Annotated in this window: 15 protein-coding genes; 11 read left to right on the top strand and 4 right to left on the bottom strand. The window is 32.7% G+C overall.

Features of this window, described 5'->3' with window-relative positions; all coding sequences use genetic code 11:
- Positions 1–7 precede the first annotated feature (7 nt).
- The 5 genes from rnpA (at position 8) to CHB80_RS04900 (ending at position 4672) form a co-directional block, all read left to right on the top strand.
- Positions 8–397, top strand: coding sequence for a ribonuclease P protein component (gene rnpA, locus CHB80_RS04880; RefSeq protein WP_089370294.1), 390 nt, complete (start codon positions 8–10; stop codon positions 395–397).
- Positions 369–1238 carry a DUF4349 domain-containing protein gene (locus CHB80_RS04885; RefSeq protein WP_229746896.1) on the top strand — a complete coding sequence of 290 codons (870 nt, stop codon included), beginning with the start codon at positions 369–371 and terminating at the stop codon, positions 1236–1238. The genes rnpA and CHB80_RS04885 overlap by 29 nt, the downstream gene beginning before the upstream one ends.
- A 109-nt stretch (positions 1239–1347) precedes the next feature.
- Positions 1348–2970, top strand: a complete 1623-nt coding sequence (locus CHB80_RS04890) for a S41 family peptidase (protein ID WP_089370296.1) — start codon at positions 1348–1350, stop codon at positions 2968–2970.
- Between the two features lie 46 nt (positions 2971–3016).
- Positions 3017–3853, top strand: coding sequence for an OmpA family protein (locus CHB80_RS04895; RefSeq protein WP_089370297.1), 837 nt, complete (start codon positions 3017–3019; stop codon positions 3851–3853).
- Positions 3854–4672, top strand: coding sequence for a sterol desaturase family protein (locus CHB80_RS04900; protein WP_089370298.1), 819 nt, complete (start codon positions 3854–3856; stop codon positions 4670–4672).
- An 8-nt stretch (positions 4673–4680) separates the two neighbouring features.
- Here the strand turns inward: CHB80_RS04900 and CHB80_RS04905 are convergent, their stop codons facing one another.
- From CHB80_RS04905 to CHB80_RS24520, 3 genes are all read right to left on the bottom strand, one after another.
- Complete coding sequence (locus CHB80_RS04905; RefSeq protein ID WP_089370299.1) at positions 4681–5139, bottom strand: GNAT family N-acetyltransferase; 459 nt, start codon at positions 5137–5139, stop codon at positions 4681–4683.
- 30 nt (positions 5140–5169) lie between these two features.
- The gene (gene rpiB, locus CHB80_RS04910) at positions 5170–5601 is read right to left on the bottom strand and encodes a ribose 5-phosphate isomerase B (protein ID WP_089370300.1); all 432 of its coding nucleotides are present in this window, start codon (positions 5599–5601) and stop codon (positions 5170–5172) included.
- A 617-nt stretch (positions 5602–6218) separates the two neighbouring features.
- Positions 6219–6383: a hypothetical protein gene (locus tag CHB80_RS24520; protein ID WP_179218085.1), complete on the bottom strand. Its 165-nt coding sequence runs from the start codon at positions 6381–6383 to the stop codon at positions 6219–6221.
- A 183-nt stretch (positions 6384–6566) separates the two neighbouring features.
- Between CHB80_RS24520 and CHB80_RS04915 the strand changes: the two genes are divergently transcribed.
- The 3 genes from CHB80_RS04915 to CHB80_RS04925 all read left to right on the top strand — a co-directional run bounded on the left by CHB80_RS04915 (position 6567) and on the right by CHB80_RS04925 (position 11665).
- Positions 6567–8036 (top strand): T9SS type A sorting domain-containing protein, encoded by a 1470-nt coding sequence (locus CHB80_RS04915; RefSeq protein WP_089370301.1) that lies wholly within the window; start codon positions 6567–6569, stop codon positions 8034–8036.
- Positions 8037–8365: 329 nt separating this feature from the next.
- Positions 8366–10558 carry a ribonuclease R gene (rnr, locus tag CHB80_RS04920; protein WP_089370302.1) on the top strand — a complete coding sequence of 731 codons (2193 nt, stop codon included), beginning with the start codon at positions 8366–8368 and terminating at the stop codon, positions 10556–10558.
- Positions 10559–10744: 186 nt separating this feature from the next.
- A complete protein-coding gene (locus CHB80_RS04925; protein ID WP_089370303.1) occupies positions 10745–11665 on the top strand; it encodes a T9SS type A sorting domain-containing protein in 921 nt (306 codons plus the stop codon).
- Between the two features lie 9 nt (positions 11666–11674).
- Here CHB80_RS04925 and CHB80_RS04930 read toward each other — a convergent pair whose 3' ends face one another.
- A complete protein-coding gene (locus CHB80_RS04930; protein ID WP_089370304.1) occupies positions 11675–12778 on the bottom strand; it encodes a hypothetical protein in 1104 nt (367 codons plus the stop codon).
- A 363-nt stretch (positions 12779–13141) separates the two neighbouring features.
- Here CHB80_RS04930 and CHB80_RS04935 point away from each other — a divergent pair, with 363 nt between their 5' ends.
- The 3 genes from CHB80_RS04935 to CHB80_RS04945 all read left to right on the top strand — a co-directional run bounded on the left by CHB80_RS04935 (position 13142) and on the right by CHB80_RS04945 (position 17427).
- Positions 13142–15700, top strand: coding sequence for a M1 family metallopeptidase (locus CHB80_RS04935; RefSeq protein ID WP_089370305.1), 2559 nt, complete (start codon positions 13142–13144; stop codon positions 15698–15700).
- A 122-nt stretch (positions 15701–15822) separates the two neighbouring features.
- Positions 15823–16491, top strand: a complete 669-nt coding sequence (locus CHB80_RS04940) for a head GIN domain-containing protein (protein WP_089370306.1) — start codon at positions 15823–15825, stop codon at positions 16489–16491.
- A gap of 255 nt (positions 16492–16746) precedes the next feature.
- Positions 16747–17427, top strand: a complete 681-nt coding sequence (locus CHB80_RS04945; protein ID WP_089370307.1) for a LysE family translocator — start codon at positions 16747–16749, stop codon at positions 17425–17427.

The raw sequence follows: 17427 nt of genomic DNA on the forward strand, positions 1-17427 counted from the left end.
TATAAAAATGACACAACAACTTACATTTTCTAAAAAAGAAAAACTAAAATCAAAAAAGCTTATTGATGCTCTTTTTGTAGAAGGCACTTCTGTAAAAGCATTTCCATTACGTGTTGTTTTTTTAGAAACCCCACTACCCTATCCTGATATTACTATACAAACAGGTGTTTCTGTATCAAAACGAAATCATAAACTAGCCGTTACTCGTAATCGTATTAAACGGCTTATGAGAGAGGCATATCGCAATCATAAACATCTAGTAGATACAAAAGGCACAACTTTTGCACTACTGATTATATATACAGGCCGTGACATAGTGACGTATCCCGAAATGGAACGTGCTATGATGAAGGTCTTAAAACGATTTAATGATGCGACTACTACTACTCATTCTTAGCTTTTTTGTTCTTTTATCTTGTTCTGACAAACAACATGAAAATGCATATTTGGGACGTCAAGATTCTTCAGGACTTTTAGGTCTTTTATCTTCTACAGAAACGAATGATGCTTATTATGAAGAAATCGAATCTTCAGAAATTGTTGCTTTGGAAAACATACAAGCTCCTTTAGCTACTCAATCTGTTTCTCAAAAGATCATCAAAACAGGAAATCTCCGTTTTGAAACACAAGATCTTGCAAAAACACACCAAAAAATACTAGATGCTGTACGTAATGCAAAAGGATATGTACAACGTGATAATACTGGCAAAAACTATAATTCCCTTTACCATAATCTTACTATAAGAATTCCTTCAGAAAACTTTGATGCTGTGATTCAAACCATTTCTGATGGGGTGACCTACTTTGAAGAAAAGACCATTTCACAACGTGATGTCACAGAAGAATTTGTAGATCTCAATGCGCGTCTTAAAGCAAAACGAACCTTAGAAAAGCGTTATTTAGAATTACTATCTAAAGCTAAAGATGTAAAAGAGATGTTGGAAATAGAACGCGAACTCTCAAAAATACGCGAAGAAATAGAAGCTCGAGAAGGCAGGTTACAATACTTGCAAAACCAAGTTTCAGAAAGCACCATCTCTATTTACTTTTATAAAATAACTTCAGAAAGAGGTGTTACCGTTTCGTATGGAAGTAAAATGGTAAATGCCCTTAAAAATGGATGGAATGGTATCTCAGAGTTTTTCCTTGGGTTGCTACACGTCTGGCCTTTTATTATCTTAGTGGTCTTAGGCATTTTTATGATTCGTCGTTGGATCAGGAAAAGAAAAAAGAAATAGTACGCTTTCGCGAAAGCGTAAACAATATAAATACCGATGTTGGGTTTTACATATATACAAGGTATATCCTATACTAAAACCCTAGTCGGATAGAAGATAGTATGAGTCTATGAAAAAGAAAATTAGTATTTCCGTTATTGCTGTTGTGCTCCTTTTTACAACGGTAAGTTTTAAAAGTGATTTTTTTGAAATTGCTAAACAAATAGAAATTTTTACGACCCTTTTTAAGGAGCTAAACATGAATTATGTAGATGAGACCAATCCTGCAGAACTTATGGATGCTGCCATAGAAGGGATGCTTGATGATCTTGATCCATATACAAAGTATTGGACAGAACAAGAAGTGGAAGATGCAAAAATTAATAGAAGTGGGGAATACTCTGGTATTGGGTCTACGGTTCGTACCAAAGATAAAGTAATGACTATTATTGAGCCTCGTAAAGGCTATCCAGCAGATAAGGCAGGTCTTAAAGCTGGTGATCAAATTATTAAAATAGGTGATATTTCTATAAGTGATTTTGAAGGAGATGCTGGTGATTTATTAAAAGGAGCTCCTGGAAGTAACCTAAATGTGACGTATCTAAGACAAGGTAAAACTGCACAAGCTACTATAAAAAGAGCTGAGGTAGATGTAGATGCTGTTCCGTTTTATAAACTTATTGATGGAAATACTGGATATATTGTTTTGACAAAATTCAATAAAAAGGCATCTGCTCAAGTAAAAGAGGCACTTATCAATCTTAAAAATGATGGTGCTGAAAAAATCATACTAGATCTTAGAGGAAATGGAGGCGGATTACTCGTAGAGGCTATTCGTATTTGTAATTTATTTTTACCTAAAGGAGAAGTGATTACTACAACAAAGTCTGTTGTAAAGAAGTATAATAAGACCTATAAAACCAAAGAAGAGCCTGTAGATACAGAAATTCCATTAGCCATATTAATAAATGGTCGTAGTGCTTCGGCTAGTGAGATTGTTACAGGAGGTTTACAGGATTATGATCGTGCTGTAGTAATAGGTGCTCGTAGTTTTGGTAAAGGTCTTGTACAGCGTCCTAAACCACTTACATATGGTACACAACTTAAAGTAACTATCTCTCGTTATTTTACACCTAGTGGTCGTTGTATACAAGCATTAGATTATTGGAATAGGGATGAAAAAGGAAATGCTGTTCGTACAGATGCACAAGATTATAAAGAGTTCAAAACTAGAAATGGTCGTAAAGTTTTTGATGGTGGTGGTGTTTTTCCAGATATTGAAGTTGCTTCTGCACAAACAAGTCCTATAACTAAAGCATTAAGTAAAGACAATGCCATATTTGAGTATGCAACAACTTATTATTATAAGCATCAGTATGCAAACTTGGATGAATTTAAATTTACAGATGCTGATTATGAAGATTTTAAAAAGTTCTTAAAAAATACAGACTTCAAATATGAAACAGAGACGGAGTCTGCTTTCGCGAAAGCGTTAGAACAAGCTAAAAAAGATGGTTTAGATAATGAGGTTTCTTCTATATACAAGCAATTAGAAAATACCATAGAAAAAGCTAAAAATAAAGAACTAGATGATCGTCAGGAAGAGATCCAAAATTTACTTATCGATGAAATCGTAAAGCGTTACTTCTATCGTGATGGATTGTATGAATATCAACTCATAAATAATAAAGAAATAGCCGAAGCCGTTAGTATATTAAATGATGCTAAACGCTATGAAAACACATTAAAATAAGCCTATTAAGCAATTTTATATACATATTGTCTTTTTACTATATACTATGATTTCTATTGCACAAGTAGATAGATCTCATGAGACTTTTTTTGATACAGATCAATATGATATAACTCCTATAGAAACCGCAAAACTTAATCGTTTTATTGCTAGTTTACCTAAAGATAAAATAGAAGATATTTCTATTTATGGGTATTGTGATGATAGAGGGAGTGATGCTTATAATAATAAACTCTCTCAACAACGTGCAGATGCCATTAAAGCTATTTTTTCTGAACAAGGTATCTCAGATACTATTATTAAAAATTCTGATGGAAAAGGAGAGCTTTTACTCACGAGACTTGATGATATCACAAATGAGGTACAACGTAAGCTCAATCGTAAAGTAGAGATTATTGTTTCTATTAAGCAGCCTCGTGTTATAAGTCAAGAAGAAGAAGAAAGTGAAAAAGAACTTACCGCTGCTGTAGAAGAAAAACGATATAAATCATTTTCTGATACCATTACAAAAGGTGATCGTATATTATTAGAAAATATCCTCTTCAAAATCAACTATAGTTATATAAAAAGTAGTTCTTATAAAAGCTTAAGAGAGCTGGCTAAGTTTCTTAAAGAAAATGATAATATCATTTTTAAAATCCAAGGACACGTGTGTTGTGTAGGTAGAGGACGAGATGCTATAGATTTAAAAACTGGTAAGCGTAATTTATCTGTTTCACGCGCTAAATTTGTGTATGATTATCTATCTAAAAATGGTGTTTCTAAAAAAAGAATGCGATATGAAGGTTTTGGAAGTAGATACCCTCTAGGTGGAGATACCAAATTGGATAGACGTGTTGAAATCCTGGTAACGTATGTCAAAAAGAAGAAAAAGAAGAAATAAATGAATGCTTTTCTTGACTTTTTTGAAGTAATGCCCATCTGGCAAAAACTTATCTGGCTTATTGCTGTAATTACTATTTTTTGGATATTAGAAGGCTATTATCCTTTTCGAAAAAAGAGCTATAAAAAATGGAAACATGCGCGTACCAATCTTACGTTGCTTTCTTTTACAATGGTAATTAATACTGTTTTTGGAATTGCTACTGCAGGTATTTTCTTATGGGGTCAAAAGGTTCAATTAGGACTATTGCATTGGTTTGAAGCTCCAGTATGGGTAGAGCTCATTATCTCCTTATTATTTCTAGACCTTATTGCACAATATGGAGTACATTATTTACTTCATAAAAATAAATGGCTATGGCATTTACACACCGTACATCATAGTGATACACATCTTGATGTTACTTCTGGGACTAGACATCATCCTATAGATTTTATCATGAGAGAGGTGGCAGCACTTTTTGCAGTACTTATTACTGGAATGCCTATTTCTTTTTATCTTTTTTATCGGATTATTACGATCTTTTTTACCTATTGGACACACACTCGTTTTGCAGTGCCAGAAAAGCTTGACAAAGCTTTAAGTTATATTATTGTAACACCCGGAATGCATCGTTTTCATCACCATAGAGAAATGCCGTGGACAGATACTAACTATGGCAACATTCTTTCTATATGGGATCGTTTATTTGGAACATTTTTATATGATGATCCTAGTAAAATTGAATTTGGACTAGATATTATTGATGAAACACAAACTGATGTTCTCAGCTATCAATTAGGGCTTCCTTTTGATAAACGTATAACCTATAAAAAATAGTTATTTTTCTAGGAAGTTCTTATCATCCCAATATGTGGGATTCCATCTTCTAAGTACCCCTCTCCTACTTCTTTAAATCCAAGAGTATTATAAAATGATTTTAAATACGTTTGTGCAGATATTTTAATTGTAGTAGTATCATATGCTTTTTCTACAGCTTCTATAGATTTTTTCATAAGATCATATCCATACTTATGCTTTCGTTCTGAAGCGCGCACTACTACCCTACCTATACTAGCATCTTTAAAATATGTTTGAGGCGGAAAAATACGTGTGTAAGCAACGAGTTCTTTATCCTTATACCCTAATACGTGTAGTGCTATATCATCTTTACCATCTATATCTTGATAGACACAATCTTGCTCTACTACAAAAACTTCAGATCGTAATTGAAGCATCGCATACAACTCATCTCTATGGAGGTTTTTATATGATTTTATATCAAAAACGAGCGGCTTGGTTTGCATTATAGTATCCGCGAAGCGGTTTTTTGAAAATTAACAATGTGATATTTTATCTACTCTTCGCTGATGACGTCCTCCTTCAAAATCTGTCGTTAAAAAAGTTTTTACCATTTCTAATGCTTGATTTTCTGAAGTATATCTAGCTGGAATACTAATCACATTTGCATCATTATGTTGTCTTGCTAATGCAGCTATTTCTTTCATCCAGCAAAGTGCAGCACGTACATTTTTATGCTTATTAACGCTCATCGCAATACCATTACCACTACCACAAATTACAATCCCAAAATCTACAACTCCATTTTCAACATCTTTAGCAACTAAATGTCCAAAATCTGGATAATCTACACTATCTGTAGTATCAGTTCCATAATTTGTTACTTCATGGCCTTCACTTTCTAGATACTTTACAATAGTATGTTTGTAATCTGGACCTGCGTGATCATTTCCTATGGCAATTTTCATGAGTCTGCTGTATTAGTTTCTACAAATTTATATAAACTCTAGGTTTATAGCATACGCTTTCGCGAAAGCGTATATACTTTTAATAAACAATAACAACTACTTCTAGTTAAATACCTAATACTTGTTTATAAGCTGTGAATAGCTTTTGTCAATAACTTTTAAAATTTATTAATAACTGAAATTGGATACTACCATTTTTTTTACAATACAGGCTCTATAAGAATCTCACAACTTTTTATTTGATTAGTTTTTATCAATTATATCAGTCGTTTTTCATCCAATATTTAATAACTAACAAGCTAAATTATCTTCAAATTGTTGTCAATTATGGTTTTCAACAATTGTGAATAGCTATTTCTAAAACTCCTATTTTCAAGAGATATAGGGTATATATTACTTTTCATAAATAGTGAATAACTCATAGTAAGTGACAAATCAAAAAAAATGATCAAAAAGTTATACCGCTATTCACATCCTATTATAATCATCATATTTTTTTAAATTTTTAAAGAAAAAGAAAAGATAATTATATAGTATGTTGATAACTGATTTTATTTAAAACTAAAAAAATGAAATGTGATTTTGAATAAAAAGAAAACTAGAATAGCTGGTTAATTTTAACTAGCGATATTTTCTATTTGAGAAGAAGAAGAAGGGGTAGAAGTATGGTTACCGTCTTCATTAAAAGAATTATTAATATAAACCCCAATAACAACGAGTCCCAATAAAAATATTAGGATAAAAAGGACAGTGGTTTTATTTAATTTTTTAATAGAAGTCATGACTAGTGTCTTAGTAAAGACGCAACTTTTTACTAATTGTTACACTAAATTTAAGTTTTTTTTAAGAATTACACCATTTTTGTTTAATTGAATTGTATTATTTTATTGTTAAATAGATATTTAATTAAACATTTTTTTATTAATAGTAAATATTTCCGTTCTTTACAAAAACATAATGGTAAAATGAAATTTCCATTACTTTTTATTCTCATTCCTTTTGTAGCCTTTGGACAAATTCAAATAGGTCAAACTATTGATGGAGAAGCCGAAGGTGATCTTTTTGGAACTAATGTTAGTATTTCTTCTGATGGAAATGTTATAGCTATTGGTGCATTTGATAATGATGGGAATGGCATTAACTCAGGTCACGTACGTATTTATGAAAACCAAGGAGGTACTTGGACACAAATAGGTCAAGATATTGATGGAGAAGCAATTGGTGATCTTTCTGGAACAAGTGTAAGTCTTTCTTGTAATGGAAGAATTGTTGCTATTGGAGCAAGTAATAACAATAATAATAAAGGTCACGTACGTATTTATCAAAACAATAATAACTCCTGGACTCAGATAGGTCAAGATATTGATGGTAGTGCTGCACAACGATTTTTTGGAAGAAGTGTAAGTCTTTCTTGTGATGGCAATACAGTGGCTATAGGTTCAAATATAAACATTGCAAATAATCCTGTTTCTGGACAAGTAGGCGTTTACAGAAATCAAAATAATAATTGGGTTAGAATAGGAAACAATATAAACGATGCAGTTTCTGCTAATGTATTAGGAACTGTGGTTAGTCTTTCTGACAATGGAAGTACAGTTGCTATAGGGACTCCTTTTGATGTTGGTGATGGTGTTTTATCTGGTAATGTTAGAGTATTTAAAAATCAAGGAGAATCATGGGTTCAAATTGGTAATGATATTACCAGTGAAATGGTAGGTGATCAATTTGGTAGAGAATTAAGTCTTTCTGGAGATGGTACTGTAATTGCAATATCTTCTTTGGTTGATGGTGTAGATGAAAATAACCAAATAGGTGAAGTAAGGATTTATAAAGATGAAGGAGTAAATTGGGAACAAATAGGAACAAATATTGTTGGTGAAATGCCTGGTGACCAATTTGGTAGAGGATTGAGTTTATCTACCAATGGAAATATTGTTGCTATAGGCGCAAGGCTTAATGATAACGATAATGGGATTTCTTCAGGACATGTACGTGTGTTCCAATTTCAGAATGATCTTTGGAGACAAATAGGAAATGATATAGATGGTGAGATGCCAGGTGATCAATCTGGTATTAGTGTTAGTCTTTCTGATAATGGTAGTATTGTTGCTATAGGTTCAAACTTGAGTAATGGAGGCAAAGGACATGTACGTATTTTTGACCTTAGTGATACCTTATTAACTGTAAAAGAAGAACAATCTATTACTTCTCGATTTAAGCTATTTCCAAATCCTGCACCTTCTAATGTTACTATTGAATTACCAGAAGAGCAAGCTATTGTTATTCAAGATATCACAATGTATAATAGTTTAGGACAACGTGTATTATCTACAAATGAAACTATTATAAATACATCACAATTTCCAAAAGGAATTTACATCGTTCAAATTCGTACAGCTGAAGGAATTGCTTCTAAAAAACTCATTGTAGATTAAGTATTTATTTCTGATAAATGATGTTACTTTAACAAACTCATTATTTTTTTACTAAAATTTAAAGTACTTATATTACTTTGATATTCTTCAGAAATAAGATTAAAAAAACATTCATTTAATCTTAAAATAAATCTATAAATATTCCATTTAATATTTAAAACGTAGCTTTGCAGTAATCTTAATGAATTTATATTAATGAATTCATTCTATTTTATAGACTTCACAGTACATACGCATTTATCCTCCAAAATGCATTACAATACATTCATTAAGCAAAAAATAAATACATTTCTATATATGATAGAAATACAATATGATTACAATTTTAAATGACTAGAAAGAAACGCAGACGCAGTTCTGCAAAGATTAATAACCTCACAGAAAGGATCATGCGTATCCTTAAAGAAGACCACCATAAAACTTTTAATTACAAGCAAATATGTGCAAAACTCGATATAACAGATACGAGTAGTCGCAATATGGTAATTAAAAGATTAGGGCAATTAAAAGCCAAAGGTCAAATTATAGAACCCGAAAGAGGGAAATACCAGCTCACGCCTAATCGTAACTACCATATCGGAATCCTAGATGTTTCTGGAAAAGGTGGTGGATATGTGATGGTAGAAAATATGGAACAAGATATTTATGTTCCTCCGCATCACTTAAATAAAGCATTACATGGTGATGAAGTAGAAGTATACGTATATAAACAACGCCGAAGTAGAAAACACGAAGGCGAAATTGTTAAGATTATACAACGAAAAACAGAAGAATTTGTAGGTGTTATAGAAATCCAGAAAAAATTTGCTTTTGTACATACATCAGAAAGTAATAAAATGTATACAGATGTATTTGTACCTCTTAAAAAAATAGGAAAAGCAACACATGGTGATAAAGTACTTGTAAAGCTAGAAGACTGGCCAGATAAAGCAGAATCTCCTTTTGGAAAAGTTACTAAAGTACTAGGAAAACCTGGAGAACATAATACAGAGATTCATTCTATTTTAGCACAGTATGGACTCCCATATGAATTTCCTAAAGAAGTAGAAGACTATGCAAATAAGATAGATACTTCTATTAAAAAAGAAGAAATTGCAAAGCGTCGTGATATGCGAGATATTCTCACATTTACGATAGATCCTAAGGATGCTAAAGATTTTGATGATGCATTAAGTTTTCAAAAATTAGAAAATGGAAATTATGAGATAGGTATTCATATAGCCGATGTAAGTCACTATTTAGTACCAGGAACCTTACTAGATGATGAAGCCTATGAACGTGCTACCTCTGTATATTTAGTAGATAGAGTAGTACCTATGCTTCCTGAAATTTTAAGTAATGGTGCTTGTTCCTTACGACCTCATGAAGAAAAATATACCTTCTCTGCAGTGTTTGAAATGGATCCCGCTTCCGCGAAAATACATAACCAATGGTTTGGACGTACAGTCACTTATAGCGATGCACGTTTTGCTTATGAAGAAGCACAAGCTATTATAGAATCAAAAAGCAATCAAATTCCTGCTGAAGTATCTTTAACTGGAAAAACGTATACCGTAGATGATGCATTAGTAGAAGCTACACTAGAATTAGATAGACTTGCTAAACTCATGCGTAAACAACGTATGAAAGATGGTGCTATCTCTTTTGATAAAGTAGAAGTAAAATTCAATTTAGATAAAGACGCAAATCCAACAGGAGTATTCTTTAAAACTTCAAAAGATGCAAATAAACTTATAGAAGAGTTTATGCTTTTAGCAAATCGTAAAGTATCTGAGTTTATTGGTAAAAAGACACCAAAACATACTTTTGTATATCGTATCCATGACGAACCTGATGATGAGAAATTAGCAGCCTTAGAGAAGGTAGTAAGTAATTTTGGATACAAGCTTAACCTTAAAGATAAAAAGAGCATTACAAGCTCTTTAAATAACCTACTCGTAGACGTACAAGGTAAGAAAGAACAAAATATGGTAGATACCCTTGCGGTACGTACCATGTCTAAAGCTGTATATTCTACAGAAAATATAGGTCATTACGGACTTGCATTTGATTATTATTCTCATTTTACGTCTCCGATACGTCGTTATCCAGATGTAATGGTACATCGTCTTTTACAACACTATTTAGATGGTGGTAAATCGGCGAGTGAAGAGGAGTATGAAGAAAAATGTAAACATTCTAGTGCCATGGAACAGCTGGCAACCAATTCTGAACGTGATAGCATTAAGTATATGCAAGTCAAGTTTATGCAAGATCATAAAGATGAAGAATTCTTAGGTGTGATTTCTGGTGTAACAGAATGGGGTATCTATGTAGAAATTATTTCTAATAAATGTGAAGGAATGGTTCGTTTACGTGATATTAAAGACGATCATTATGAGTTTGATCAAGATACCTATTCTATTATTGGACAACATACAAAAAACCAAATCACTTTAGGTGACGAAGTAGTTGTGAAAGTAAAAGAAGCCGATCTTGTGAAGAAACATCTTGATTTCCATTTAATAGGAGTGAAGGAATAATACCAACGTCAATCTGAACTCGTTTCAGGTTCTTATCACATTGAAAATTTCTATAGTAAGATTCTGATATTACGTTATAAATGTGGTTTAAATATATACGCTTTCGCGAAAGCGTATACATCTATAAAATCACATTGATTTTTAGTTAATAGCTGTCAAAGAATATTATAGTACCTTAGTGTATCTATGAAAAAAACATTCACCTATACAGTTTTATTTTTCTATAGTATTCTTAGTCTTTCTCAAAATGTGGTGATAGATAAACCTCCAGCGTGGGATGATTCGGGATATGTATCTATTATTACTTCAGAAGGTACAGACGGGATGGGTGTGTATGCAGCAGATAAGTTTATACTGGATACTGAAATTGTTTTAGGAGAGTTAGATGTTTTTGGTGTCAATGTAAATATGCCTGTAGACGAAGTACTTTCTAGTATTAATGTGTTTATTTATGCAGATATAGGAGGTGTTCCTAATGGAGATCCTTCCATAGAAGGATCAGAAATTATAGGTTTAACAAATATTACAGAAGATTTATTTACCTATGAAGAGCTTATTATTGGACAACCCGTCGTTAATTTTTTAGCTATTCAATTAACAGCTGCAAATGGAGGAAACCAAATTACACTGCCGCCCGGTAAATATTGGCTTTGCTTTTTTCCTACTATTACTGGTGTAGGACCAAATTCTACATGGTTATGGACAGAATCTGATATGATAAATTTAGATGAAACTGTACCTATGGTTATAGATGCAGATGGTATTTTTGGATGGACCGATGGATGGCTTACTAATGCTGAAGCAATAGGAACAGATCTTACATCACTTTCTTTTCAATTAAGAGATGAAGAGGCATTACATATTGTAGATAAGGAATTACAAAACGTAAGTCTATATCCTAATCCTGCAACAAATAGCATCTCTATTTCGGATATTGAAAAGCAGATTATTCATTCTATAAAAGTATATAGTACGTTAGGAGAAGTACTAATTACTCAACAAGATACTACTCAAATAGATGTCTCAAGACTTTCAAAAGGTGTGTATTACATAACCCTTGAAACGGTATCTGGAGCTACAAAAACAATGAAATTTATAAAGAGTTGATTTTTTGAATTATTCTATGATTTCAAAACCTTCTAAAAAGGCATCAAAGCGATCTATGTTTTTAGCATAGGTTTCGGTGGTAGCATTAAATAAAATGATACCGTAATAATTCTTGGTTTGAAAAGACACCTTTTTAGAATGATACATTTGCATACTTTTTAACATGTATTGCATTCTATAACTTTCTCCATTAAAAGCACCGATATTAGAGAGTTCTTCTTTGAGTAGGAGCGTATAATTTCCATCGGATTCTCCTATTTTACCTCTAGGCATCACCTCATCATTAAAGGCCTTAAACGATTTGTAATTACTCTTGTTAGTAATATTAATAACCACGGCATTTTTGACATTATTTACATCAGGAAAACTAGCATACCATTGGGTTTCACTTTGAGAATCTATGACATTTAAGTAGTCAGGAACGATAAATTTAAAGTTGGCACCCTCATAATTAATTGAAATAGGATCTTCAGAGGTATGCATAATACGTTGTCTTAGAAAATTCATTGAGATGGTTGCCGGAAAGATGTCTACTGTTTCTGAAACGGTTTTGATATACGCAAGCTTATCTTCTTCATTTTCTGATGAGAATAAAGGAAAACTTATGGTTGCCATTGTATCATTTACAATAAAACAAAGAATATAAATTTTTGAAAGATAATCTTCCTCTAGATTTACTTTAGATTCAGGAATTCCATAATTAAATAGATAAAAAAGCTTTCCTTCTTCATTCGTGAAAAACTCCTCAGAAGATGGGATTTCCATTTGTAATGCCTCCCTCATATTATTGACTTCAGAGGCTTTGAAGGTGGTCAATACTGCCTTTTCTTCTTCAATACTTTTACCATTATGATAAGCGTCAGTGTCATACGGTGCATTGATAATATTAATGATATAATCATTGGTTTTAAAAGCACCATTATCCATGTATTGTACGTCTTCCCCAGGAAACTTCATCGTATAAAAAATCTCATTATTGATATAATGATGCCCACCATCTCCTTTCATAAAATAGATTTCAGGAGCATTTTCTTCAGTAACTGATGTATCTTCTTGCGAAAAGATGGTAAAAGGAAGCACTAAAAAACAAAGAGTATAGATAAGAGTACGCATAAAAAGTAAAAATGATTTTTTGGAAGATACAAAAAAGGAAATTCCTCCTAGCTTTTATGTGGTGACTAAATGATTTCGAAGCATGAGTAATTGTATCGAAGTCACCTTACGTTTTTAAAAATAAAACACTACGCTATTTTATATACAAACCACTTCTATCCAATAACCAAATCATTTCTCCCTTTGGGAGAAACAGGAATGAGGGCTTTAAAAGAAAATTTAAACAGGTAGCAGTTGACATAAGAAAGTATAATTGCTACATACGCTTTCGCGAAAGCGTATAAATTATATAGCCTATCAATCCTAATTCCTATTTCAAAAAGACATCAAGATTTCCTTATCTTTCCCTATAAAAAACGATCTATGATTAAATCTATTAGTAGTCTTGTTATAGCACTTCTTCTTTGCCTTTCCTGCAAACAAACTCCTTCAGAAGTTATTTCTTTAAACGATACGGGTGTTCCTTTAGAAATGGCAACCTACAGACGCTCGCAAGTAGCAGATGTAACCTACCAGCTCGGATTTGCTATTCCTGAAAAAAAAGAAGATCCTATTACAGCGATTTTTGATCTAGAGTTAACCATTAAAGATCTAACACATCCCTTATATCTAGATTTTAAAGAAGCATCTAACGCATTACAAAGCCTTGTCGTAAATGATAAGCAAACTGCTATCGTACATAACAAAGAACACTTGATTATCCCTGTAGAGGCTTTAAAATTGGGTAAAAACCATATAGATATTAAATTTTATGCAGGAGAATTATCTCTAAATCGTAATGATGATTATCTATATACTTTGTTAGTTCCTGATCGTGCTAGAACCGTTTTCCCATGTTTTGATCAACCAGATATCAAAGCAACATATACCCTCGAAATATCAGTTCCTAAAGAATGGAAAGTACTCTGTGGAGCACCATTGGCATCAAAAAATGAACTGGAAGACTTTACGGTGTATCAATTTGAACCTTCCGATAAGATGAGTACCTATCTTTTTTCGTTTGTAGCTGGACAATTTGAAGACGTAACATCTCAAGATACCAAGCGTGAAATGAACATGCTTTATAGAGAAACCAATGAAGAAAAAATAACCGCAAGTACCGATCGTATTTTTGAGCTACATCAATTGTCATTAGATTTTCTAGAAGCTTATACGCAGGTTGATTTCCCATTTAAGAAGTTTGATTTTGCAACCATTCCAGGCTTTCAATATGGAGGAATGGAACATACAGGAGCTATTCAATATCGAGAATCTAGTCTGTTTTTAGATAACAGTGCCACACGATCTCAGGAATTATCCAGAGCTAAACTTATTGCACATGAAACGGCTCATATGTGGTTTGGAAACCTGGTTACGATGGAGTGGTTTAATGATGTATGGATGAAAGAAGTATTTGCCAATTTTATGGCAGATAAGATTGTAAATCCAGTGTTTACAGATATTAATCATGACTTACAGTTTTTAACGTCTCATTATCCAAGAGCTTATAGTGTAGATCGTACAAAAGGCACCAATCCTATCCGTCAGGATTTGGATAATCTAAAAAATGCAGGTTCCTTATACGGAAGTATTATTTATAATAAAGCGCCTATTATGATGCGTCAGTTAGAACTAGCTTTAGGAGAAACAAAATTTAAAGATGGAATAGGGGAGTACATTGCAACCTATGCAAACGGAAATGCAGATTGGAATGGCCTCGTAGAAATTCTAGATACCAAAACAGATTTAGATTTAAAACAATGGAGTGATGTGTGGGTAAATTCAGCTGGGAGACCCGTGTTTTCTGGTGCTATTGCGTATGATAATAATAATACCATTCAGCAGTTTACCCTATCTCAAAAAGCAGAAGATGGATCTGATCATCTTTGGCCACAATCTTTTGATATTAGTTTGGTGTATAAAGACAGTATTACTACAATTCCAGTAGTAAGTAATAAAAAACAAATAGAAATATCTCAAGCCGTAGGAGCCCCTGAGCCGTTGTATGTATTGTATAACAGTAATGGATATGGGTATGGTGTATTTCCAGTAAGTGAAGTCTCTAAAACACCTACTATTCAAGATGAAGTTGCCAGAGCACATGCTTATCTAAATACGTATGAAAATACTCTTAATGGTACCATAGTAAATACAGTGGCTTTTAAAAATCTCATCGAAGGAATCAAAACAGAATCTAACGAATTAATCCTTCGTATGATTACTGGACAAGCTTCTAGTTTGTATTGGAACTCTTTTACAGAAGAAGAACGTATAGCCAATCAACCAGATTTAGAAACCACTATTTATAAACGACTCAAACAATCAGAGTCTAAGAATATTAAAAAGACATTATTTAATACCTATCGTTCTGTGGCACATTCTGAAGAAGGAATAGCAACACTTTATCGTATTTGGAATAAAGAAGAGACCATAGATAATTTAGTTTTAAATAAAGATAATTATACCAGTTTAGCACAACGATTGGCTTTATATGGACATCCTGATGCTGAGGTTATTTTGACGAAAGCCAAATCAGTACTTACCAATCCTGATAAAATACAACGCTTTGAATTTTTAGAACCTGCATTAGATTCAGATCCAACAGTAAGAATCGCTTATTTTGAATCATTTAAAGACGCTACAAACAGAGAAAAAGAAAATTGGGTACAAACAGCATGTTCGTTTATACATCATCCCTTACGTCAAAAAGAAAATGGAAATAGCGTTGCGTTAAGCTTAGAATTATTAGAAGAGGTTCAAGAAACAGGAGATATTTTTTTCCCATTAGGATGGTTAAACAGTACCATAGGACAATATACCTCTCCAAAAGCATATACCTTAGTAAATACTTATATTGCTACACACCCTGATCTTGATCCTAATCTAATGAGAAAATTATTGCAAGCCACAGATAACTTAAACAGAAGACATCATAAAAGATAATATACGTAAAGAGGTTCCTTCTCCTTTTGGGAGAAGGTTAGGATGAGGGAAATAATAGATATTTCGTCTTAAACTGTAACATATAAATAGATCATAGGTCTCTATTACAAATAAGAACAAAAATGAAGAAGATCATAATGACAGTAATTGCAGTTTGTATTTCGGCAATTACATTTGGACAAATCACAAAAAATGTAGGAGATTTTACAGAAGTAAAAGTATATGACCGTATTGTAGTAAACTTGGTAAAGTCTGATGAAAATAAAGTAGTGATTTCTGGAGCAGATGCGAGTCAAGTAGAAGTTGTCAATAAAGATGGAAAATTAAAAATTCGTATGGAGTTTGATTTAATCTTTGACGGTAATAACACCTTTGTAAATGTGTATTACAACAATTTAAAAATAATAGATGGAAATGAAGGGGCAGAGATTACTTCAAATGAGTTGATAGAGCAAGATAACATTGAAATTAAAATGCAAGAAGGCGCTCGTATCAATGTAGGACTTAAAGTACAAAACGTTACGATGCGCGCTGTTACAGGAGGTATGATAGAGGCTACAGGAATGGCAGTTACACAAGATGTTACTGTAAATACGGGAGGTGTTTATGAAGGAAGAGATTTAGAAACAGAAGAGGCAAAAGTATTTGTACAAGCTGGAGGAGAAGTAGAAGTATATGCTTCTAAAAAAGCAGATATTACCATACGCGCCGGAGGCGATGTAGATGTGTATGGAAAGCCTGCAGAAGTAAAACGTAGAAGAACTTTTGGAGGAAGAATTAGGATTTTATAAGTGTTAAAATAGTTCAATGCTAAATAAAGGTATATACACTGTATGTGCCTTTATTTTTTTGTGAAATTCTGTTTTGAAAAGCGGGATCTATAGTTAAATACCTCAATCCTTGAATTGATTTTCTGAATTTAGAGCTTTGATCTCTTTTATTATACGCTTTCGCGAAAGCGTACTCAGTAATAATACATGATAAAACAAAGAGTTCTTTGGAGGTTAACGCGCATTCCCTAACTTTGTGTAAAAGGCTTTAATTATATGTTTCAAGATTTTCCGGCTGCACTTACTTCTGGTCTCGTACTAGCATTTATGATAGGTCCAGTATTTTTTGTGCTTCTTGAAACTGCTGCTACCAAAGGATTCAGAGCCGCAATTATCTTTAATTTAGGGGTCTTTACAGCTGATATTGTCTTTATCGGAATTGCCTATTTGAGTAGTTATCAACTGTTAGAAAATCTTAGTAATGCACCAGGACTCTATGTATTTGGAGGTGTGATTCTTATTGTATACGGCTTAATGATGTATCTAAAAAGACCCACACGAGAAATGCTTGATCCTACCAGAGTAAAAGGAGGAAAACACGGATATCTACAACTCTTTATAAAAGGATTCTTACTCAATTTTATAAATATAGGTGTACTTGTGATATGGTTAGGAGTGATCATTGTTGTAGGTCCTACGGTAGACAATGACCCCGTACGACTATTTACCTTTTTAGGAATTATGATTTCCACCTATTTTATTGTTGATTTAGGGAAGATTATACTTGCTAAACAACTCAAAAGATTTCTTACACCTAGACGTATCTTTAAAGTCAAAAAATTACTAGGGCTTATTTTAATAATTTGCGGACTTGTACTTACTGTAAAAGGCTTTTTACCAAAAGATAAAATGGATATTAAGAAAGGCTTAGAAAATATAAGAGATAGTAGATCGTAA

This window comes from Dokdonia pacifica, from assembly GCF_900188275.1.
Classification (GTDB): Bacteria; Bacteroidota; Bacteroidia; order Flavobacteriales; family Flavobacteriaceae; genus Dokdonia; species Dokdonia pacifica.